Annotated in this window: 20 protein-coding genes; all 20 read right to left on the reverse strand. The window is 65.9% G+C overall.

Annotation, left to right across the window (positions count from 1 at the left end; all coding sequences use genetic code 11):
• Positions 1-10: 10 nt before the first annotated feature.
• Entirely contained in the window at positions 11-775 is a 765-nt protein-coding gene (gene tpiA / locus OEX18_02155; GenBank protein ID MDH4336063.1) for a triose-phosphate isomerase, read from the reverse strand.
• Positions 776-782: 7 nt separating this feature from the next.
• Positions 783-1,994, reverse strand: a complete 1,212-nt coding sequence (locus tag OEX18_02160; protein MDH4336064.1) for a phosphoglycerate kinase — start codon at positions 1,992-1,994, stop codon at positions 783-785.
• 12 nt (positions 1,995-2,006) lie between these two features.
• Positions 2,007-3,005 (reverse strand): type I glyceraldehyde-3-phosphate dehydrogenase, encoded by a 999-nt coding sequence (gene gap / locus OEX18_02165; protein ID MDH4336065.1) that lies wholly within the window; start codon positions 3,003-3,005, stop codon positions 2,007-2,009.
• Between the two features lie 263 nt (positions 3,006-3,268).
• The gene (locus OEX18_02170) at positions 3,269-4,015 is read right to left on the reverse strand and encodes a phosphoribosyltransferase family protein (GenBank protein MDH4336066.1); all 747 of its coding nucleotides are present in this window, start codon (positions 4,013-4,015) and stop codon (positions 3,269-3,271) included.
• A gap of 29 nt (positions 4,016-4,044) precedes the next feature.
• The gene (gene lgt / locus OEX18_02175; protein ID MDH4336067.1) at positions 4,045-4,842 is read right to left on the reverse strand and encodes a prolipoprotein diacylglyceryl transferase; all 798 of its coding nucleotides are present in this window, start codon (positions 4,840-4,842) and stop codon (positions 4,045-4,047) included.
• Between the two features lie 81 nt (positions 4,843-4,923).
• Positions 4,924-6,171, reverse strand: coding sequence for a rod shape-determining protein RodA (rodA, locus tag OEX18_02180; GenBank protein ID MDH4336068.1), 1,248 nt, complete (start codon positions 6,169-6,171; stop codon positions 4,924-4,926).
• Entirely contained in the window at positions 6,168-8,048 is a 1,881-nt protein-coding gene (gene mrdA / locus OEX18_02185) for a penicillin-binding protein 2 (GenBank protein ID MDH4336069.1), read from the reverse strand. Before mrdA ends, rodA begins: the two co-directional genes overlap by 4 nt.
• Positions 8,029-8,529, reverse strand: coding sequence for a rod shape-determining protein MreD (gene mreD / locus OEX18_02190; protein MDH4336070.1), 501 nt, complete (start codon positions 8,527-8,529; stop codon positions 8,029-8,031). Before mreD ends, mrdA begins: the two co-directional genes overlap by 20 nt.
• On the reverse strand, positions 8,526-9,395 hold the full coding sequence (gene mreC, locus OEX18_02195) for a rod shape-determining protein MreC (protein ID MDH4336071.1): 870 nt from the start codon (positions 9,393-9,395) through the stop codon (positions 8,526-8,528). The genes mreD and mreC overlap by 4 nt, the downstream gene beginning before the upstream one ends.
• Before the next feature lie 3 nt (positions 9,396-9,398).
• Positions 9,399-10,439, reverse strand: coding sequence for a rod shape-determining protein (locus tag OEX18_02200; GenBank protein MDH4336072.1), 1,041 nt, complete (start codon positions 10,437-10,439; stop codon positions 9,399-9,401).
• A gap of 18 nt (positions 10,440-10,457) precedes the next feature.
• Positions 10,458-11,141, reverse strand: a complete 684-nt coding sequence (gene radC, locus OEX18_02205; GenBank protein ID MDH4336073.1) for a DNA repair protein RadC — start codon at positions 11,139-11,141, stop codon at positions 10,458-10,460.
• A 113-nt stretch (positions 11,142-11,254) separates the two neighbouring features.
• Positions 11,255-12,466, reverse strand: a complete 1,212-nt coding sequence (locus tag OEX18_02210; GenBank protein ID MDH4336074.1) for a rhomboid family intramembrane serine protease — start codon at positions 12,464-12,466, stop codon at positions 11,255-11,257.
• Between the two features lie 194 nt (positions 12,467-12,660).
• Positions 12,661-13,926 carry a hypothetical protein gene (locus OEX18_02215; GenBank protein MDH4336075.1) on the reverse strand — a complete coding sequence of 422 codons (1,266 nt, stop codon included), beginning with the start codon at positions 13,924-13,926 and terminating at the stop codon, positions 12,661-12,663.
• A gap of 420 nt (positions 13,927-14,346) precedes the next feature.
• Positions 14,347-15,393 carry a C40 family peptidase gene (locus tag OEX18_02220; protein ID MDH4336076.1) on the reverse strand — a complete coding sequence of 349 codons (1,047 nt, stop codon included), beginning with the start codon at positions 15,391-15,393 and terminating at the stop codon, positions 14,347-14,349.
• Between the two features lie 2 nt (positions 15,394-15,395).
• A complete protein-coding gene (locus OEX18_02225; GenBank protein ID MDH4336077.1) occupies positions 15,396-16,292 on the reverse strand; it encodes an ABC transporter permease in 897 nt (298 codons plus the stop codon).
• Complete coding sequence (locus tag OEX18_02230) at positions 16,292-17,230, reverse strand: ABC transporter permease (protein ID MDH4336078.1); 939 nt, start codon at positions 17,228-17,230, stop codon at positions 16,292-16,294. The genes OEX18_02225 and OEX18_02230 overlap by 1 nt, the downstream gene beginning before the upstream one ends.
• A gap of 51 nt (positions 17,231-17,281) precedes the next feature.
• Positions 17,282-18,826, reverse strand: coding sequence for an ABC transporter substrate-binding protein (locus OEX18_02235; protein ID MDH4336079.1), 1,545 nt, complete (start codon positions 18,824-18,826; stop codon positions 17,282-17,284).
• Positions 18,823-20,100, reverse strand: a complete 1,278-nt coding sequence (locus OEX18_02240; GenBank protein MDH4336080.1) for a GWxTD domain-containing protein — start codon at positions 20,098-20,100, stop codon at positions 18,823-18,825. The genes OEX18_02235 and OEX18_02240 overlap by 4 nt, the downstream gene beginning before the upstream one ends.
• 79 nt (positions 20,101-20,179) lie before the next feature.
• Complete coding sequence (locus tag OEX18_02245; GenBank protein ID MDH4336081.1) at positions 20,180-21,430, reverse strand: ABC transporter permease; 1,251 nt, start codon at positions 21,428-21,430, stop codon at positions 20,180-20,182.
• A 3-nt stretch (positions 21,431-21,433) separates the two neighbouring features.
• Positions 21,434-22,675, reverse strand: a complete 1,242-nt coding sequence (locus OEX18_02250) for an ABC transporter permease (GenBank protein MDH4336082.1) — start codon at positions 22,673-22,675, stop codon at positions 21,434-21,436.
• Positions 22,676-22,679: the final 4 nt, after the last annotated feature.

Consider the following 22,679-nt stretch of genomic DNA (forward strand, 5'->3'; position numbering starts at 1 on the left):
GCGGGCGGGTTCAAGCACCCGCTGCCGCTGCCGCGATGGCGGCAAAGGAGCGCGCGTCCAGGCTCGCGCCGCCCACCAGCAGCCCGTCGATTTCCTCCCGCTCCAGGAGTTCGGCCGCGTTCTCCGGCTTCGCACTCCCGCCGTACTGGATACGCGCGGCGGCGGCGGTTTGGGGCCCGAAGCGGCCGCCCAGCCAGGCACGAATGGCGCGGTGCATCGCCTCCGCGTCGTCCGGGGTGGCGGTGCGGCCGGTCCCGATGGCCCACACCGGCTCGTAGGCAACGACCGTACGCCCGGCATCCGCCACCGAACGGCCCTCGAAGGCGGCCACCAGCTGGCGCTCCACCACTTCGCGCTCGCGCCCGGCCTCGCGTTCCGGGAGGGTCTCGCCCACGCACAGAACCGGCGTCAGTCCGCCGTCCAGTGCCGCGTGCAGCTTGCGTCCCACCACGTCATCGCTCTCGCCCAGCACGTGGCGGCGCTCGGAATGCCCCACCAGCACGTGGGTCGCGCCGGCATCGATCAGCATCGCTACAGAAACCTCGCCGGTGAAGGCACCCTCCGCCTCCCAGTATAGATCCTGAGCACCCACCGCGGCCGCTGTGCCAGACAGCGCATCGACGAGCGGACGCACGCAGAAGAAGGACGGGAAGATCAGCAGGTCGCAGCGGGAGAGCGCGGGGAGCAACGGCCGCAATGCGCCGGCGAAGGCCACCGCCTCGGGCACGCGCTTGTTCATCTTCCAGTTTGCTGCGATGAGCTTGCGTCGCTGCATGCGGGGTCTAGCCCGTGACCTCGGCCACGTCGCACAACGCCTCCACGCCGGGCAGGGCCCTTCCCTCCATGAACTCCAGCGAGGCGCCGCCGCCGGTGGAGATGTGCGTGTAGCGGTTTGCGATTCCCATCAGGTTGATGGCCGCGACGCTGTCGCCGCCGCCCACGATGGTGGTCGCCCCGCGATCGGTGGCGTCGGCGATGGCGCGCGCCACCGCCTTGGTGCCCTCGGCGAAACTCGGCTTCTCGAACATGCCCATGGGGCCGTTCCAGAATACCGTGCGCGCGGAGAGAATCTGCGTCTTGAACAGGTCCATGCTCTTGGGTCCGATATCCAGCCCGTACCAGTCCTCCGGGATATCGGCGATGGAGACCTCGCGTGCCGGCGCACCATCATCCGGCGCTTCCGCCACCACGGTATCCACCGGCAGCAGCAGGCGCGAGCGGCCGGGCCTGGTGCGCGCCAGCAGCTCCTTGCACATGGGCAGGTAACGCTCGTCGACGATGCTCTTGCCCGTCTCCAGGCCGGAGGCCTTGAAGAAGGTGAACATCATTCCGCCGCCAATTAGCAGCACGTCGACGCGGTCGAGCAACGACTTGATGAGGTCGATCTTGCCCGCAATCTTCGCACCGCCCAGCACCGCCACGAAGGGACGGTTGGGCGCGTTGAGGGCGTCGCCCAGCGCCTTGAGCTCCTTCTCCATGAGGAACCCCGCCGCGCGAACGGGTATGTACTCCGCCACCCCGGCGGTCGAAGCGTGCGCGCGATGCGCGGTCCCGAACGCGTCGTTCACGTAGACGTCGCCCAGTGCCGCCAGTTCCTTTGCGAACGCTGGCGAGTTCTCCTCCTCGCCGGCGTGGAAGCGAAGGTTCTCGAGCAGCAGGATCTCGCCGTCCTTCAGCGTTGCGACCTTCTGGCGCACGTCTTCGCCGACGCAATCATTCACGAAGCGCAGCGGGTTCTTCACCAGCTCCGCCAGCCTGCGCGCCGCCGGCGCCAGGCTCAGCCCGGGCTCCCGCTGCCCGCGCGGGCGCCCCAGGTGGCTCATGAGAATGAGCCGGCCGCCGCGGTCCACCACGTCGCGGATGGTGGGGAGTGATTCCACGATGCGCGTGTCGTCGGTGATGTTGTGGTCGCTGTCGAGCGGAACGTTGAAGTCGACGCGCGCCAGCACGCGCTTGCCCTTGACGTCACAATCACGAATGGAGAGTTTCTTCATGCTGACTTCCTGTCACCGTCCTATGAGACGGAGCATATCCACCATCCGGCCCGAGTAGCCGAATTCGTTGTCATACCAGGCGAGCACCTTGAAGAAGCGATCCCCCACCGCCATGGTGGACTTTGCGTCGAACACCGCCGAATGCGGGTTGCCAATGACGTCCACCGAGACGATGGGATCCTCGGTGTATTCGATTATCTTCTTCATCTTTCCCCTGGCCGCATCGCGGACGGCCGCGTTGATGGCCTCGATGGAGGCGTCCTTCTCCGTCTCAAACGTCAGGTCCACCAGCGATCCGTCCGAGGTGGGTACGCGCACCGCCATCCCATCCAGCCTCCCCTTCAACTCCGGCAGCACCTTGGAAACGGCGCGCGCCGCACCCGTGGTGGTGGGAATCATCGACACCGCAGCCGCACGCGCCCGCCGCAGATCCTTGTGCGGCTGGTCGAGGATGCGCTGGTCGTTGGTGTAGGCATGAATGGTGGTCATGAACCCGCGCTTGATGCCGAAACTGTCATGAATCACCTTGGCAACCGGCGCCAGGCAGTTGGTGGTGCAGGACGCGGTGGAGATGATCTTGTGTTTCTCGCCGTCAAACTGGTCGTCGTTCACACCCATCACGATCATGACGTCGGGATCGGTGGCCGGCGCCGAAATCATGACACGCTTCGCACCCGCGGCAAGGTGCTTGGCCGCGTCGTCGCGCTTGGTGAACAGTCCGGTCGACTCGATGGCAACGTCCACACCCAGCTTCTGCCACGGCAGCTTTGACGGGTCGCGCTCGGAGAGTACCTCGAACTTCTCCTTGCCCACCTGGATTCCCGTCTCCGTCGCCGTCACCTCGCCCGGGAAACGGCCGTGGACAGAATCGTACTTGAGCAGGTGCGCCAGGATCTGCGGACTGGTGAGATCGTTGACCGCCACGATGTCGTAGCCGGGGTCGTTGAACAGGTGCCGAAATACGAGCCGACCAATTCTGCCAAAGCCGTTGATCGCAACCTTGATCGCCATGTGCGTCTCCTTCGCCGGCGGGTGATCGCCGCTCGCGCGGGATTCCCCTCATGTGTGAGATAGGTGATGTGAATCGCGTGTGCGGCAAACACGGCCGGCCCACCGTCCCTCCGAACACCCGCCCCCGGCCGGACCACCAACGTACGTGATGAGCGCCGGATTCGGCAAACCCATCGTGGTGGCAGGGCACGCGACGGCCACTGGGATTGAGCATACCGCCGGGTGGAAGTCGTTGTCAAGATTGAGGAAACGCCGTCTGACGGCTAGCGGCGGTAGCCCGCGCACACCACGCGCACCTCCGCGGCGCCCGCACCGCGCAGGACCCGCGCGCAGGCCCGCGCCGTGGCCCCGGTGGTGACCAGGTCGTCGACCAGCACCACGCGCCGGCCCGCCAGACGGACCGCCCCGCGCCCGGGCCGGAACGCACCCCGCAGGTTGCGCTCCCGGGCCTCGCGTCCCAGCAGGGATTGCGCCCCGGTGGCCGCGGGCTTTTCGACCGCCCCCCTCACCAGGGGCAGGCCCCAGCGGCGCGCCAGCGCCCGGGAGATGCTCTCCGCCTGGTTGAAACCGCGCCGGCGTCGCGACGCGGCGTCCATGGGGACGGGTGCCAGCACAATGCCCGCGCCACGCGCCCGCGCGGGCAGGCCCACCGCCATCGCACGCGCCAGCCAGGGGGCCACGCATTCGCGGCGGTCGAACTTGAGCAGGTGGATCAGCGCGAGCAGGCGGGAATCCGTGGCGAAGGCAGGCAGAATCTCCAGCGTGTCGTGGCCGCGACCCACCACGACGGCCCGCGTGCACGGCTCGAGTCGCGCCAGACACGCACGGCACAGCAGGCGGGTACGGAAGCGCCAACGCGCGAGTCCGGCGGTGGCGACGGGATCGTCGAGTGCAACGAGCGCGGGATGACCGGGCAGGGGAAGCCCCAGCCGGGACGGAATCGGCGCGCGGCACGCGTGGCAGCGCTCATCCACCAGAAAATCGATGACTGCCTGCAGGATGCCCGGCACCGTCCCCCTCCCCACACCGTGCAGCGCGATCAGGCCGGCGCAGGTGCCTTCTCGCGTCTCAGCAGCAATACCAGCCCGATGGCGACGAGCCCGATGCTGATCACCTGGTTGAACGACAGCCCCATGAGCACGCGCGCGTTCTCCTCGTAGAAGCGGAAGAAGTCGATGGTGAAACGCCCGATACCGTAGAGAATGAGAAACAGGCCGAACGTCGACCCGCGCCGGGTCAGCGCCGGCTGCAACGCGAGCAGGATGATGAAGATCGTCAGCCCCATTGCGGATGCGTAGGCCTGCGTGGGGTGGAGGGCCACATGATCCAGCCCCAGGCGCGACGCCGCCTCCAGCGCGGCGGCACCGGCGGGAGAATCGGGAGGAAACACCAGGCCCCACGCGTGGTCAGTCGGCTTGCCGAAACAACAGCCGCTCATCAGGCAGCCGACGCGGGTGAACACCAGCCCCAGCGCAATGCTGGGTGAGACAACATCCGCCACGGTCAGAAAGTTGAGACTGTTCTTCTGAACCCACCACCAGGAAGCGGCCAGCGCCAGCAGGAACCCGCCGTAGAAGGTGGCGCCACCCTGCCACAGGGCGAACATCTCGAGGGGATTGGCATACTGCTCCAGGTGGAAGACGACATAGAGCAGCCGCGAACCCACCACTGCGGCCAGGATGATGATGACGCTCAGATCGAGGATCTTCTGCGGATCGACGCCGTACTTCCTGGCGCGCCGTCCCGCGTACCAGATTCCGAGCAGAAAACTGACCGCAAGCATGAACCCGTAGGCGCGGATCTGAAAGCGGCCGAGATCGAGGAGTATGGGGTGCATGAAGTCCTTCCGCGTTTGCGCGGCAACCACCGTCGCGTACGGGACAATATAGCGTCCGCGGCTCCCCCTGTCACCAGGCGTCTAGTATTCCGACCAGCGCGCGGTGCAGTTGAGCAGGAGTCCCACCAGGAAGCAGCTGACCAGCATGGAACTCCCGCCGTAGCTCACGAACGGCAGTGGGATACCCGCCACCGGCGCCATTCCGATGGTCATGCCGATGTTCACGAAGACCTGGAAGGCAAAGTAGGCAGCAATGCCCACGCACAGCGCGCCGGCAAACTCGCTCTTCATCTTCTGGGCGGCGAGAAGCGCGCGGGTTATGAGCACCGCAAAGAGGAACAGTACCGCCAGCGCACCCACGAACCCCAGTTCCTCTCCCAGCACGGAGAAGATGAAGTCCGTGTGCTTCGCGGGCAGGAACTCCAGGGCCTTCTGCGTGCCCTCCATGTACCCCTTGCCCCCGAAGCCGCCCGAACCGATGGCGATCTTGGACTGGATCACCTGCCAGCCCGCACCGAGCTTGTCGGAGTCGGGGTCGAGGAAGTTGGTAACGCGTCGCTGCTGGTAAGGCTTGAGGTGGTCCCACAGCACGGGCAGGAACAATCCGATGCCCAGGTTGGCCACCACGAGTGAAACGCTCTCGAACAGGAACGCGCGCCGCAGGTAGGCGACCACCAGGATCGCCACGATGAAGATCCCAAACGGCCATGGATTGTGGGTGACGTTCTCGCCGTAGATGATGAGCACGCTGCTCACCAGTGGAGAGAGCAGGAACAGGATGTGCAACCCGCGGAAGCCGCGCCAGTACAGCACCGGCAGCAGCACGCCAACGAACACCATCGCGGTACCCAGATCCGGCTGCTTCAGCACCAGAAGGAACGGGACCACGAACAGGACCAGCACCGGGACCAGGGTGCGCAGCCGGTTGGGGTCCGCGCGCGGGCTGGCCAGCACGCGCGCCCAGGCGAGCAGCACCGCCACCTTGGTGAACTCGCTGGGCTGGATGGCCAGCGGGCCGATGACGAACCAGCGTTGCGTCTCACCCTTGGCCGGCAACAGCAGCACCAGCACCAGCAGGACGACGCAGGCGACATAAATGGCGGGCGCCAGCGACTCGAACCAGCGGAACGGAACGGCGAACGCGACCAGCATGGTCACCAGCCCGAGGCCGAGCCACAGCATCTGGCGCATGAAATGCGAGCCGGCCAGGGCTTCCGGAGAGACCTCGCCCACGGAGTGCGACACCGAATACACGATCGACAACCCGACCAGCATGAGGATGCCGGTGCAAATCACGATCACCCAGTCGAAGTCACGGCCGCGTCTCACCAGATCACCCCTCCCGTCAGCGCCGAATCCACGCCAACCGGAGCCGCCACCGCGGGCCGGGTCGTCTTGCGCGGCACGGCCGGCCCACGCGAAATCTCCGGCTTGTCGTCCCGGAAGTAGTCCATCAGGAACGCGCGCGCAATGGGCCCCGCCACTTCGCTGCCGTGTCCGGAGTTCTCCACGATGATCGCCAGCGCGATCTGCGGATCGCCGGCGGGTGCATACGCCGTGAACCACGAGTGATCTTCCCCGTGCGGGTTCTGCGCCGTGCCGGTCTTGGACGCGAAGGGGAGCCACGGTATACGCAGCCAGTTCGCCGTCCCACCCGGCTGCTCGGTCACCAGCAGCATCGCGCGCTGCAGGAAGGTCAACGTGGAACCACTCAGGTCATCGATCTTCGTGCGCGACGTCTCCGCGGGCGGATCGCCGGTGGCGTGATCGACGAAATGGGGCTGCACCAGCCAGCCACCGTTGGCAATGGCCGCGGACATGGTGGCAACGTGGAGCACGGTCGACAGGTACTCGCCCTGCCCGATGGCGTTGTTGAGCATCAACCCCTGCGTCCAGCGCCCCTTGCCGTGACGCTTGTCGTAATAGCGGCGCGTGGGCACGTTGCCCGCCACCTCCACCGGCAGATCGATTCCCGTCTTGCGGCCGAAGCCGAACGTCTCCGCGGCCTCCGCCAGCATATCCACGTCCATCATCTCCGCCACGCGGTAGAAGTACACGTCGCAGGAGTGAACGACGGCCGAGGTGAGGTTCATCCCCCCGTGCCCGCGTTCCTCCCAGCAGCGGAACACGCGGTTTCCGTAACGATGGGTACCGTCGCAGTAGACCAGCACACGCGCCGGATCGATGAGCCGGTTGGTGAGCACCGCATAAGTGACGATCATCTTGAACGTCGACGCGGGCGGATAGCGCGCGTGCGAGATGCGGTTGAACATCGGCTTGGATTCGTCGTTAAGGAGCTCGTTGAGGAGCGACGATGACACACCCATGGCGAATTCGTTGGGGTCGTAGGCGGGATGGCTGGCTGCCGCGATGATGCCCCCGGTCTTCACGTCCAGCACCACCGCCGCGCTGGGGTTGGGGCGCAGGGAGAGCAGGGAGTCGAGACAGGATTGCGCCCGAGAATCGATGGTCAGGTAGAGGTCCTTGCCCGCCACCGGTGCAATGGAGAGCTCCGGCACCTCGCCCAGCGAGGTGCCCGACGCGGTAACCTCGACGGCACGCTGTCCGGGGATGCCGCGCATCGTCTCCTCGTACTGCCGTTCCAGCCCCGCTTTGCCCAGGAAATCCCCGGGCTCGTAGACCGCCGCGGGTGCCGCGGCGACGTCTTCGTTGGTGACTTCGCCCACGTATCCAAACACGTGCGCGGCGACGCCGTGTGCCAGGTAGCGCCGGCGCATGCGCGACTCTACCTTGAGGGTGGGAAACTCACTCCAGTTCTCCCGCACGAAGGAAATCACGAACTTGTCGGCGTCCGGAAACAACGGAAACGGGGTGCGACCGTAGCGCTTCTGCCACGCATCGAACCGTGCCATGGCACGGGTTGTGTCGACCGGAATGAAGGGTGTCAGTTCCCGCAGCGCTTTCGTCACATCGTCCCGTGAGCGCCACTGCATGACGACTTCCAGGTGGAGCGCATTGTCGACCATGACCCGGCCGTTGCGGTCGCGCATGAATCCGCGCGGGCCCGGCACGCGTTCGCGCTGCAACTGGTTGTCGCGCGCGTATTGCGCGTACTGGTTGTGCTCGACCACCTGTATGGAGAAGAGCCGGACCACCAGAACAGAGAAGCCCAGCAGGATCACGGCGAGCAGTGTCTGAAGCCGGTGGGGACCAGCGGTGAGGCTTCTACCGTCTCTCTTTGCCATCCGCCATCACCACTCTCGCGCCGAGCAGCGCGAGGATCCGCTCCACGGCTATACCGATCACCGCGGTGTAGAGCGCCGAGGGCAAAGCAACCGTTACCATGCTGACCAGGATACCGCCCACTTGCGGCCACAGGTACAGCGTGTAATAGACCACGTCGTGGACGAAGGCGGTCACCAGAAAGACGACGAACAACACCAGCGACCCGGGTGATGTTGCGGAACCCATCCGCCCCGCCGCATAGCCCACCACCGTCTTGGTCAACGCATTGAGGCCCAGGAAGCCGGGGTTTCCCACGTCCACCACCAGTCCCAGCACGAAGCCGTACACCGCCCCGGGAATACGGCCACGCTGCAGGCCGAAGAGGACCACGCATACCACCACGAAATCCGGGGCGATGGCGCCGATGGCCATGCGCGACGACAGCGTGGCCTGAAGGACGAGGAACACGGCCGCGGACAGGATTGGCACCCACCACTTCATCTGCGCCGTCCCGGTCTCAGGAGAACGTCGCGCATGAGCGAGGTATCCGCCTCGTCATAGAACAGCGACCGGTCCCACGGTATCTCCTCGGTCATCACGAAGACCTCCTCCAGTGCGAGGAAGTCGACCGGGCTGCGCGCGTCCACGCGCAGGGAGAGGCCGTCACTGGAGGTGGCCACGCGTGTCACGATGGCGATCGGGAACCCCTTGGGGATGGTCCCGCCGAAGCCGCTGGTGATCAGGGTGTCCCCCGCAATCACATCCTCCGTAGCCCCTACATGCTTCATTTCAAACAGGTTACGATGGCGCCACTCCAGCACCCCCACCACGCGGCTGCGCTTGTCGACACAGCTCACGGGGAGGTTCTTGCTGCACAGGAGCTGCACCCACGCCGACTCCGGAAACACCCGGCTCAGGGTGCCGGCGAGACCGCCGAAGGAAAACACCGGCATGCGTTCCTTCAGGCCGTCCTGCGAACCCTTGTCGATAATCAGGTTGGTCTGGATGCGGTCGAGATCGCGGCCGACCACTTCGGCCGGGGTCAGGCGGCGCGTCTGCTCCTCCTTGAACTCGGCGAGCCGGCGCAGCCGTTCGCGCTCGTCGCGAAACTGCAGGAGGCGTTCGCGTTCCAGCACCATTGTCGCCACCATGCGCCGCAGGCGTTCGTTCTCGTCACGAATGCTGGAGTAGTCCGCGATGAAGGTGCTGATACGCTGGAACGGCAGCAACGCGCGATCCAGCACACCGCGCGCGATGTCGAGTTGCACGGGTTCGGGCAGGGCAAGGAGGGCGAGGGACGCGGCGACGAGTACGGCAAAGACCGTTCGGTCGCGATGGCGGTGAAAAACGTCCTCGAACAGCCGCATACGCTAGTCGCGCGAGCTGTGCATCAGAACCCGGTCGTATTCGTGAACATCGTCCAGCACCTTGCCGGCGCCAAGCACCACGCACAGAAGCGGGTCGTCCACGACATTGATCGGCAGTCCGGTCTCCTTCTTGAGCAACTGGTCGAGCCCCTTGAGCAGCGCGCCACCGCCCGTCATCACGATGCCGCGATCCACGATGTCGGCGGCGAGCTCGGGCGGCGTCTGCTCCAGCGCGTTCTTGAGGGCCTCGACGATCTGCGAGATCGGCTCGCTGATGGCCTCGCGTATCTCCTCACTGGTGAGCTTGAGGTTCTTGGGAATCCCGGCCACGAGATCGCGCCCCTTGATCTCCATCTCCAGGGGCTTGTCCATCTTGAAGGCGCAGCCGATCTTCATCTTGATCTGCTCGGCCGTCTGCTCTCCGATGAGCATGTTGTAGGTGCGCTTGACGTAGTTGACGATGGCGTCGTCGAGTTCGTCACCCGCCACACGGATGGAGCTGTCGGCCACGATACCGTCCAGGGCGATCACCGCAATCTCGGTGGTGCCGCCGCCGATGTCGATGATCATGTTGCCGGAGGGCTTGTCCACGGGCAGGCCCACGCCGATGGCGGCCGCGATGGGTTCCGCAATCAGGAATACCTCGCGCGCACCGGCGTGCTCCGCGCTGTCGCGCACCGCGCGGCGCTCCACCTCGGTGATCCCGGAGGGCACCGCAATGACGATGCGCGGGCGGATGAAATGTTTTTTCTTCTGGGACTTGCGAATGAACTCGCGCAGCATCAGTTCCGTGATCTCGAAGTCCGCGATAACGCCGTCCTTCATGGGGCGGATGGCGGCGATGTACTCCGGGGTCTTCCCCAGCATGGTCTTGGCTTCGAGCCCGACCGCGAACACCTTCTTGGTGCGCTGATCGACGGCAACCACGGACGGCTCGTTCAGCACGATACCATTGCCCTTCACGAACACCAGCGTGTTCGCGGTTCCCAGATCGATGGCTACGTCATTCGTCAGATAGTTGGACAGCCTGGAAAACAACGACATCTAGAACTCCGCGCGAGGTTAGAAGTACCCCGACTCCTTGAGGCTCTGGAAACGATCCGCCCCGATCACGATGTGATCGAGCAACTCGATGCCGATTAACTCGCCGCAACGCGCAAACCGCCGCGTGAACTCCACGTCCTCGCGGCTCGGCGTGGGATCCCCCGTGGGGTGGTTGTGAACCAGCACGATGGACGCAGCGCTCGCCGAAATTGCGGGCTTCAGTATCTCCCGCGGATGCACGATCGACGCGTTCAAGGATCCGATCGATACCGTCACGACCCTGATGATCTGATTCTTCGTGTTCAAGAACGCGGCCTTGAAGTGCTCGCGATCGTAATGCTTCATCTCGTCCATGAAGAGCCGGGCGACGTCCTTGGGCGCCTTTATTGAAATCCCGCCGCTGCGGGACTCGCGCGCAAAGCGCTTCCCCAACTCGAACGAGGCCACCAGCTGGCAGGCGCGGGCAAAGCCGATTCCCGGCACCCGGCGCATTTCATCCACCCCCGCGCGCCCCATGGCCACCAGATCCCCGAACTCGCCAAGCAATCTCAGCGCCACAACCAGCGCGCTCGACCCCCGCGTGCCCTCCCCGATGACGATCGCCAGCAATTCCTGCAGCGAAAGCTCACCTGGACCGCGTTCGTACAGGCGTTCCCGTGGCCGATCCGCCCGCGGCAGCCCGCGCGGCGACGTATTTCCCATCCCACCACCTCCCGGCACAGGCCGCAGGCTGCCTCCTGCGGCCGTTCGCAGGCTAACACCGGATCACTCACGATGGCAAGATTATTACCGACAGGCGGCGTTCTGGGCGGCCCTCACGCCGCCGGGAGACGGCGCGCGTGCTCCGTGGCGAAATCAACCCACGGGTCCTCAGGGTAGCGCCGTACCAGGGCGAGGTAGCATTCGCGGGCGCGGCTCGTCTCGCCCTGGCGCGCGTGCAGGTTGGCCGCGCGCAGCAGCGCGAAGGGCGCCTCGGCGTGTTCGTGATGGAGGCTGATGAAGCCCTCGTAGGCCGCCAGCGCCAGTTCGGGTTTGAGACTACGCTCCAGACCGAAGCAGAGGTTCAACTGCGCCTCCGCGGGAAGCACGAAGGTATCGAAACTCCGCCGCGCCTCCTGGTAAATCTGCTCGGCCTCACCACGCCGCCCCTGGGCGAGGTGCTGCACACAGGCCTCTGCGTAGCTGTCCTTCGCGCCCGCCTGATTGCCGCACTGCACGTGCACGCGTGCCAGCGCCGCGTGTGCGTCACCGTCTTCCGGGCGTGCCGCCGCGTAACGCGAGAGTTCGTCCTGGGCCCCGTAGAACTCACCGCGGCGCAGGTAACGCTTCGCCTTCACCATATGCCCGTCCACGATGCCCGCGCGCCAGCCACCCGCGGCGATGATCAGCCCCATACCGAACGCGAACCCCGAGAGGTGGGTCATGTAGGCCACGTTGGACGAACCGCCGGTCACCTGCACCAGACTGCGCACCACCTGGATCAGAACCCACAGCGCGACCGCGAAGAACACGTGCAGCTGGGCAATGCCCGCGCGGTTGGTGGCCATGAGGGGGGCGAACACCCAGTACGCGATCTTCACCCGCTGGTGCCGCAGGCGGACGAGGAAGGCACCCAGCAGGCCGGATATGGAACCGGAAGCCCCGATGATCCCTGCGCTCGTGTGCAGAACGTTCAGATTGAACCAGCCCTGCACCGCATTGCCGATGAGCGCCGAACCGACGTAGATGGCCACGAACAGGAGCGGCCCCACACGGTCCTCCAGGAAGCGGCCGAACAGCACCAGGTAGGCGAGGTTGCTGACCAGGTGAAAGTAGCCGACGTGCATGAACGTCGCCGCCAGCGCCGCGGAGAATCCCGAGTATCCCGGATAGTAGACGTAGTTGCGAAAATCCAGGCCGACCTGGTTGGCAAAGAACTTGTTGAGCACGAACACCGCGACACAGATGACCGTGAAGATCACCGTGAACACCGGAAAACGCGTTCGTTCGGCGTCGACACCAAAGGGGATGTAGTAGAAGAAGTACATGGGTTCCGTCCCGCCGGGCGTGCAGGCGGAGCGTGGAGGGCGTTGCAAGTTCCACGCCCCGGCCGGGGAACCATCCGCAACCATGCGCCACGGCGGGGCATGCACGGGCATCCGGGGCACGGGCAAAAAAAGACGACCCCCTCCGGGAGGGGGTCGTCTGCACCGGCTTTCGGGACGGCCAGCGTCCCGGAAAACTAGTAGTTGTAGACAGCCGAGATACGGCCGACCGGACCCGCGGGCCCATAGCCCTCATAACCGGTTAGCCAGTAGCCCAGACTGAACGGTGTCTCTTCCGCGAGTTCGAGATCGATGGTCCACTCGGCCACGTTGAAGCCGCAGCCCAGGAACCAGTCGAAACCACTCGGAGAGTCCGAGATGAACGTCGGCGTACCCACGCCGATGTTCTCCTCGCCGCCGTTGTACTCGAACTTCGTGTTGACGAGATACTTGGCCGCACCCACGCGCGTGGTCAGCCACGACGTGACATGTGACTCAAGCGCGAGGCGGAACGTCGGCATGTAGGACTCGCTGATCGTCACCGACGTCGAGTCCTCGTTCGAGTTCTCGTACTTGCGGTTCATGACCTCGAGCGCGAACACCAGCATGTTGTCCTGGTTGACATCCATGTTGACGCCCAGGCCGACCATGAAGTCGCTGATCTTCTGACCGTTCGGCGTCGCGTTTGCCGTCGGGCCGGTCGAGATGCTGTAATCCGAACTCGCAAACTCAACCATCGGCACCAGCGTCACGTCATCCTGCCAGTCCCAGAAGAGACGGGCAGCGACGTCGAACGCCGTCTTGGCATCCCACTCCGCCGTGTTGGTACCGTCGGTGGCGTCACCGCCGGCCTGGCCGAAGTTGAGCAGCGCGTCCAGTGTCGTGTTGTCGTTGTTGGTCCAGGTGAAACCAAAGCCCATTGTGAACCACGAGTTGCTGGCCTTCTGGTCGGCGCCCGTGTCCTCCCAGGCCCACTTGGACTGGGTGATCGAAACGCCTAGCGCGATGGTTTCGCCGAGATCCCAGCCGCCGGCGAGATCCCAGCGGTTGACCGGCGTTTCCCCGAACACACCGGAAGGATCGTTCAAGAACCCGATCAGATCCTGCGGTGCATGCACCGAGTAGAAGGGGTTGCCGATCCAGAAACCCGGATGATTGAGAGACGCCTCGTTGAGGCTGATGCGGTAGGTGCCCCACTTGCCGTCATCGCCGCAGGCATGGGTCCAGCCCAGGCCGCGAGTATCCGCCAGTGAGAAACCGTCCCAGGCACCCATTTCGGCGTTCACCTGGTTGGCATACGATGTCAACGTGCTGTACCAGCGGTTGACATTCGAGTTATCGCTCATGTAGTCGCCAGCGTTCGCCAGCGACCGCACGCGGGCCGTCGTCGCAAAAACCGACGACGCACCGAGTGAGAGAACCAGAAACGAAGCAAGCGCAATCCTGCTCCAGTTCTTCGACATATTGACCTCCTCTGGTGGGAATGGCTTTCTTGAGAAATCCACCGGCCTCTACCGGCGCCTCCCATTCCCGTGCATTTCAAACCCTACTTCACAAAAGCCCTGACGGGTGCTCCGTTGGGGCGGTGCGCCTTTCGGCGCGTCGATCAAAACCCGAGTCCGTCACCTCCTTGTCGAAGGCCATCTGGTGGCAACGGCTGCCCGCTGCCCACGAGTCATTAATCGAACGGCTTCGGCCCACGCCCCTGGCGGATCTTCACAGCACCCGCCGAACGGGCGGAAGCTCCCGGGAACCGCCCCCTTCGGGACGGCTCCAGCTTTGGTGGTGAACGTTAGGAAGCGCGGGCAAAACGTGTCAATGCTTTTCTATGGGGCGCAAGACACCCCCCGCGGGGCCCGAGGGCGCGTTGAGACGGGCTCAAATCAGGCGGAGGTGAGGGGGTCTCGGCGGCCCCGGAGGTCCCGTGCGAGCTCGGCCGCGTAAAGGGGGTGCTTCGGATCTAATGAATTGACACGGACTTGCCCATACGCATGCAGAAACACCCCGTCCGGCAGCACCATCCCCACGTGGGTGATTCGTTCCGGCACCCGCCCGAAAAAGAGCAGATCCCCGGGGGTGAAATCGTGCAACTCCAAACCAGTCTTTTTCTTGCCAAATCGGGCCTGCAAGTCCGAATCGCGCGGGAGCACGCGTCCGTGGAGGCGATAGATCCTCTGGACCAGCCCCGAGCAGTCGAACCCGTTGGGGGTGGTGCCCCCCCACAGATAGGGGACACCCAGAAAGCGAAGTCCGGTCGCGGCAAGGCGATCGGGACGGACGGCCCGCCCGCTGGCGGGCCGTTTCTCGACCTCGCCGGCACGAACGTACCCGCCGCGGCCGTCCGCCAGCTCCACGGCGAGCCAACCGCGCCGGCCACCGGGGGTTGCCACCAGCAGTGTCCCCACCACCAGGTCAGTGACCGGGAGGGCGCCGGCCTCGGGCGCGGCGACCACAAGGGCGTGGTTGGCCCGCAGGCGGTGCCCGGCGCGGCGCGTGAAGGCGGCGTGGCGTGCCTCGCCGACGGGCACAAGGTGCCAGCTTCGGATCCATCCGATGTAGCCGTCGTCCATGCGGACCAGGAACCAGTCCCCCTCCGCCTTGAGCGGCTGGAGCCGGTCCCCGTAGATGCACTGGCTGACGAGCTCGGCGGCGTGCGAGGGCGTGCGCCGAACGTCGGCCACGCTGCTGACCGGCATGAGCAGCTCGGGTAGTCCTGGCGCCGGCAGGACACTCGCACGAACCGACGCCGCCTGCGCGGCGGCGAGTTTCAGCCGTACCATCACCGCGGCGGACACGGCGGCGTCGCTGCATTCAAAGCCAACCACGGCGCCGTCGGGCGGTAGCGCCCCCGCCTGCGTGAAGACCATCCGGTGGTCGAGGCCCCGTTCGGCAAGTTCGGCGGCAATGGCGTCGTTGATCGAGCGCAGCATCGTCACCCGCCCCGCTTCGATCCGCCCAGGCGCGGATCGTAGAGGTCGCGCAGGGCGTCGCCCAGCAGATTGAAACCGAGCACCGTCATCGTGACCACCGTTCCCGGTGCCAGCGACAGCCAGGGCGCCACGCGCAGGTAGTCCAGGCCACCGCTGATCATCGAACCCCAGCTGGGTTGCGGGGGCTGCGCTCCGAGCCCGAGGAAACTCAGCGATGATTCGGCCATGATCGAAGCTCCCAGTCCCATGGAGAAAATCACCAGGATCGGCGTCAGCACGTTGGGCAGCAGGTGGCGCACGATCACCGCCGCATCGCTCGCACCGAGCGAACGTACCGCGAGAACGAACTCGCGCTCCTTGAGCGACAGCACCTGCGCACGCACGAGCCGTGCCACCCCGGCCCACCCGACGATCCCCAGCGCGACGAACAGCGCCGTCTTGCTCGGCCCCACCGCAGCCATGACGGCAATCAACAGCAGCAGTCCGGGATAGGCAAGGGTGACGTCCGCCAGCCGCATCACCGCCTGGTCCACGCGCCCCCCGAAGTAACCGGCCAGCAGCCCCAGCACGGTTCCCAGGACGAGTGCCAGCAGCCGGGACACAACGCCCACCTGGAGCGAGAAGCGCGCGCCGAACATCACCCGGCACAGCACGTCGCGCCCGAACGCGTCGGTGCCAAAGGGGTGCGACACGCTCGGCTGCTGCAGCGCGTCCTGCATGGAGATCTGGTTGGGCTGGTACGGCGTCAACCAGGGCGCAAACACGCCGCCCAGCACCACCAGCAGCACGAGCGCCGCCCCCACCACACCGCCCCGGTTGCCCACCAACCGGCGCAGGACGCCGCGCCGCGCCGGGCGGGCAGGCAGGGTTTCCCTGACCGGAACGGGTGCCACGGCCATCACGACGCCGGCCTCCCCAGCTTCACGCGCGGGTCGACACGCGCGTAGAGCAGGTCGACGGCGAGGTTCACGATCATGAACAGGATGGCCATGAACAGCACCGAACCCTGGATGGCAGGAAGGTCGCGCTTCATGATGGCATCCAGCGTAAACCGCCCCAGACCGGGCCACGCGAAGATGGATTCGGTGAGCACGGCGCCGCTGAGATAGCTGCCGAAGTCCACACCCACCACGGTAATGATGGGCAGCAATGCGTTGCGCAGCGCATGGCGCACCATGATACGCGCCTCCCCGGCCCCTTTTGCGCGCGCCGCCTTCACATAGGTCTCGTTGATCTCGTCGAGGACGCTGGAGCGGGTGATGCGCGCGACGTAGGCGGTCGAGGCCATCGCCAGCGTCACCGCGGGCAGGACGAGGTATGCGAGCCCCCCGTTGCCGAAGCCGGATGCGGGCAGGATGCCCAGACGCATGGAGAACACGTAGATGAGCAGCACGCCCAGCCAGAACACGGGCATGGACACGCCCACCACCGCGCCCCCCACCAGCAGGTAGTCGAGCGCGGAACCGCGCCTCCACGCCGCCAGGACACCGATGGTCACGCCAAACAGCACGGACAGGGACATCGCCGCCACGGCCAGGCGAAGCGTGGCCGGAAAGCGCTCGCGGATGGAGTCCCACACCGGCGTTCCGGTGACGTAGGAGTTCCCCAGGTCGAGGCGCACCAGGTTGCCCAGGTAATGCCCGTAGCGCACGTAGAGGGGATCATCCAGACGCATCTCGGCGCGCAGGCGCGCGATGGTCTCCGCGTCGTAGCGCTCTCCAACCATGCTCAGCACCGGATCCCCCGGCAGCACGTGCAGGAGCACAAAGGTGATGGTCGCCACGCCAAGGAGCAGCGGGACGAACGACAGGAGACGCCTGACTGCGTACGCCAGCATGCGGGGCAGCATATGCCACCGCGTGCGAAGGCATCAACCGCGGTATCCGGATCAGGGGGCTTTTGTGACCGTGCTGAAATCGTTGCCCAGGTACAGGCTCGGCAACTGGTAGCCGGAAACGCGTTCGGACACCACGTGCAGCGTCGTGGGGAAGTACAGGTACACCCAGGGTGTCCGGGCGTAGATCAGGCTGTCGGCGGACGCGTAGGCTTGCGCGCGGGCATCGTCGTCCACCGTGCGGCTCGCCGCCACGATGCGCCGATCGACCTCGGGGTCCGAGAAGAAGGCCCGGTTCCCGCCTCCTCCCGCGTTGCCGGAGTGGAACAACGGAAACAGGAAGTTCTCGGCGTCCGGGTAGTCGCCAAACCAGTCGAGCAGGAACGCGTCCACCTTGCCCGCGCTTACCGCCTGCTTGAACGCCGACCACTCGCGGCGCACGAGCTTGGCCTCGACGCCCGCCTCGCTCCAGTAGCCCTGGATGGCCTCCGCAATGCGGTTTCCCTCGGTGCTCTCGCGCTGCCACATCTCGATGGAGAGCCCGTCGGGATACCCGGCCTGCGCGAGCAGGCGGCGCGCCTCCTCACGGTTGTACCCGTAACCCGGGCGCTCGCGGTGGCCAGGCAGGCCGGGCGGGATGGAACCGTGTGCGGGCACGCCCTCGCCGGCGGCGAGAACACGGATGATCTCGGGCACGTTGACCGCGAGGTTGAGGGCACGGCGCACGCGCTCATCGGTGAAGCGCCGGTTGTTGATCCCCACGTAGAACACGCGCATCTCGTGCCGCCGCAGCACGCGCGGGGCGGACGCCGGGTCGTCGCGAAAGCGCGCCGCCTCGGCGTCCGGTATCTCCAGAACGTCAATGGTTCCCGATTCGAATTCGGCCACGCGGGTGAACGGCTCCGGGATGATGCGGTAGCGCACCGCCCGCAGATGGCGCGCGCGCCGCCGATGGTGCGGGTTGGGCTCCAGGACGATGCGGTCGCTCCGCACCCACTCCGCCACCACCCACGGTCCCGCTCCCACGGGCAATCCGGCCCCGTCCAGGCGCTCGACGTCCACCACCCGCGCCGCGGGCAGCGACAGCATGGAGAGAAACGGTGCAAACGGCTCGTCGAGTTCGATCACCAGCGTGGAATCGTCGCGGGCGGCGAGCCCGCTGACCGCCGCCGCGCCCTGCTGGAACTCCCGGGCGCCGCGGATCCGGTCCAGCACCCAGGTGCGCGGCGAAGCAGTGGCGGGATCGAGAACGCGCTGGAAACTCGCCACCACGTCACCGGCGCGCAGCGGCCTGCCGCTGGAGAAGCGCGCCGAGCCGTCGAGATGGAATACGTAGCGCCGGTCGTCCTCCACCTCCCAGTCGCGCGCGATACCCGCGATGATCTCGCCGCCGGGCGACAGGCCCACGAGTCCGTCGTAGACCAGCGTACAGATCTCCCCCTCCGCCACGTCGACCGCGAAGGCGGGGTCGAGGCGGTTGGGAGCCGTCTCCAGCGCCAGTTCCAGCACATCGGGCGCGCTGTGTTCCCGCCCGCAACCCGCCAGCAGGGCGACGGCCAGCATGCCCGCGACGGCGGCGGCGCCGGGGCGGGGGGTCAAAGGTCGCCCTCGACCAGCTTGAAGTCGCCCACGCCGAACATGTCGTAGAAGATGAAGGAACGGTTGATGGTGTAGTAGCGCCAGATCTCGTACTCGCCGGTGGAGCGCTGGTCCATGGCGGTGTCGATCTGTTCCGGCGGGCCGAAGCGGACGTACACGCGGCCCCGGTCGGATCGCCAGCCGGGGCCGAACTGCGAGAAATTCTCGATCACGAATTGCAGGCGCAGGATGTACTGCGCCAGCGCCTCGTTGACATCGGTGCTGGGATCCGGGTCGCGCTCGGCCCAGAACCTGGCCCAGGCGGCGGCGCGTTCCGATTCCGGCGCCTCGCGCAGCGGCTTGATCTCGGCACTGCTCGCAATCAGCCCCAGGATCTCCAGGGTATCGTCGAAGTTCGCCCCCAGCATGGCGCGGGTGACATCGATGCGAATATCGACGGTCGCGGTGGCGTCGCGGTCCGGGTCGTAGGTGCGCGCGCGCAGGTTCACGTGGTACACCCCGGGTGACCAGTCGTCGACGTTGAACGCGATGAGGTACTCATCGTCCCTGCCCTGCAGCTGCACGCGCCGCCTGCCGTACAGGATCTGCTGGTCGGAGATGTCATCGACTTCGTAGAAGATGTCACACGGCACCGGCTCCGGGAGTTCCCCGTCCACGAAGAGCGCAAAGCGCACCGCCGGCTGGCGGTCGAGGCCGGTGATCGACGCGGTGGCGGACACCGTCTCCGCGGAGAGATCCTGGCCGGCCTCCGACCAGGGCCGCATGCCGGCACGGTAGTCCAGCGGCACCGCCAGCACCGCCGGCGTGCCGAACGCAATTCCGGAGGCGAGGAAATCGGGCACGCGCAGATCCACCGAACGCTGCATGCCGATCTGGGTGTTGGCCACCCTCAGGGTGGCCTCGATGTGGTACTCGCCCGGGGGCAGATTGAACTCCCGCCACGTACGCGATTTCTGGTCGCGGCGGCGGGTTTCCTCGTAGGTCTTGACGGTGGCGAAACCGTGCAGCACGTAGGTGTTGGGGTGCGGCGGGTCGTCCGCCTTGTTTATGATGGAAATGTATGCCTGATAGCGGGTCTCGAAAAACCCCTCCTGCTTGAAGAACACCAGCGACCGAAACGGTACTTCGACGGTGATACGCGTGGCCGGCACCCGGCTGGAGTCGAGGAACGCGTTGGCGAAAAGTCCGAAGCCGCCCTGGGCCCGGGCCGGCGCGCCGGACAGCGTCCCCCCGGCGCAGAGCGCGAGAAGGACCAGGCAGCGGAGGGATTGCATGCGCAGGTTCATGGGTGGTTACGCAACGAGATTGCTGCGAGGAACTTAGAATACCCCGCGCCGGGCGGCAAGGACGAACCTACTCGTAGCGCAGCGCGTTCACCGGATCCATGTCGCCCGCGCGGCGGGCAGGATAGAGGCCGAAACCGATCCCGACCATGATGGAAAACACCAGCGAAACCACCAGCCACGGCACCGACAGCATGAACGGGAAGTGGATGAGGCGCGAGACCAGGTAGGCGAGGCCCGTCCCCGCCACCACCCCGATGACACCGCCGATGCCGGTCAGCGTGCCCGCCTCCACCAGGAACTGCAGCATGATATCCCCGCGCCCGGCTCCGATGGCACGGCGCACGCCGATCTCGCGAGTGCGCTCGGTGACGGAGATGAGCATGATGTTCATGACCCCGATGCCACCCACCAGCAACCCGATGGACGCGATGATGGTGAGTACGATGCCGATGGGCACCGTTACGCGCTTGACCAGGTCGACGAATGACTCGCTGGTCTGAACATCGAAGTTGTTGTCTTCGCCGGGCCGCAACCCGCGACGCACCCGCAGCGCGTGCGTCACCTCCTCCACACCGCGCTGCAGGGCGATGCCCTCGCGCACGGTGGCTCCCAGCGTGATCCAGTCCCCCTCGCGCTGCATGTCCTTTCCGTAGGTGGTGTGCGGGATGGTCACGAAATTGTCCGACCAGGAGCCGAAAATGTGATTGCGCGACTTGAGCGTGCCCACCACCTCGTACTTCTCGCCGTTGATCACCACAAACTCTCCGATGGGATTGCGCACGCCAAACAGATCCTCGGCCGGTCCCGCCGCGAGCACGATCACGCGCTCCTTGAAGCGAACCTCGTTGGCGGTGTAGAAGCGTCCCCGCTCGATGGCCAGCGTGAAAATCTCCATCAGCGTCTCCGCGGCGCCGAGAACCGTGGTGGGCGGGGTCTTCTCCGCGCCGTAGCGAACCACGAAGTTACCCTGCGACTCGGCGAACAGGCTCACCCGGTCGAGGCTCGGGCACATGCGGCCCAGGGCCTCGGCGTCGTCGCTCGTGAAATCGGGGCGGCGCGCCAGTTCCTCGGCGTTCTCGCCCGCGACCAGCAGGTCGAACTTCTGCGCGTAAACGTAGGGACGGTTGGCGGACGTCATGTCGCGGTAGATCTTGCTGGTCAGGCCGTTGAGTACCGTCACCATCATCAGCACGGTGGCGATGCCAATGGCGACCCCGAGAATAAGCAACCCCGTGCGCAGGCGATGGGCGCGGATGACGTCGAACGCCTGCAGAAAGTTCTCGCGCCAGAGTGAGTTTCGGGAGGGACGGGTCTGCATGCCCTACTCCGTGCGCAGCGCGTCCACCGGATCCAGGCGCGCGGCCTTGATGGCCGGATAGGTGCCAAAGACGAGCCCCAGCAGGATGGTGACCACCAGGGCCAGCACCACGATGGCCGCATTCACCACGTAGGGCAGCACCGAAAACGCCGACACCGCGGCCGCGATCAGGAAACCGATCGACATGCCGAGCACACCGCCGATGACCGAGAGGGTGGCGGACTCGACCAGGAACTGCCACACGATGGCGCGGCGATTGGCGCCCACCGCCTTGCGAATGCCGATTTCCCGCGTGCGCTCCGCCACCGAAACCACCATGGTGTTCATGAGCACGATCCCGCCCACCAGCATGGAAATGCCCACCAACGCCACCAGCGCCATCATCACGCCGCGGCTGATGTTCTTCCACAGGTCGATCAGCTGTTCGCTGGTGGAAACGGAAAAATCGTTCTCCTCGCGTGGACGCAGGTTGTGGCGGATGCGCATCGCCACCGTGGCCTCCTCGATGGCGGCGTCCATGGAGCGGATATCCCGCGCCGCCACGTGGATTTCCAGCGACTGCCCCGCGCCGAAGAGTTTGCGGTGTGCGCCCACTGGAATCAGGGCAAAGCGATCGCGGCTCGAACCCAGCACCGAACCGCGGCGTGCGGCCACGCCCACCACCTTGAAGTGGCGGTTGCCGATGAGAATGGTGGTCCCGATGGCGTCGCGGGGCGCGAGCAGCGCCTCGTACACGTCCCAGCCGATCACCACCACCGAGGCGTTCTCGCGGTCCTCGATGCGGGTGAGATGGCGCCCGGCGTGGAGGGGGATGTTCTCGATGAATGGATACACCGCGTCGCGGCCCTCCACCTCCATGTCCACCGACTTGCCCAGCGCCGAAATGCGCGCCCGGCCGGATGCATACGCGCTCACGTACTCTGAGAGCTGTAGCGAGCCGCGCAGCGCACTCACGTCTTCGCGCGTGATCTGCGGGTTCAATATCAGCTTGTCGATGAAGTCCTCGAAGTCGGTGATCGCGTCGAAGAAATCCACGCGCACGATCTTGAAGCGGTTGCTACCCTCGGACGCGACCTCCTGGCGCATGTACAGGTCTATACCACCGAGCAACGACACCACCGCGATGACCGACATGATGCCCACGATGTTGCCGAGCAGGGTGAGCAGGGTGCGGAGCTTGTTGCCCAGCAACGCGGCGAATGCGATGCGCACACCCTCGAGCGAGACTCTGATCGAGGCGCGCACGGCC

This window comes from Candidatus Krumholzibacteriia bacterium (genome assembly GCA_029865265.1).
Lineage (GTDB): Bacteria > Krumholzibacteriota > Krumholzibacteriia > WVZY01 > JAKEHA01 > JAKEHA01.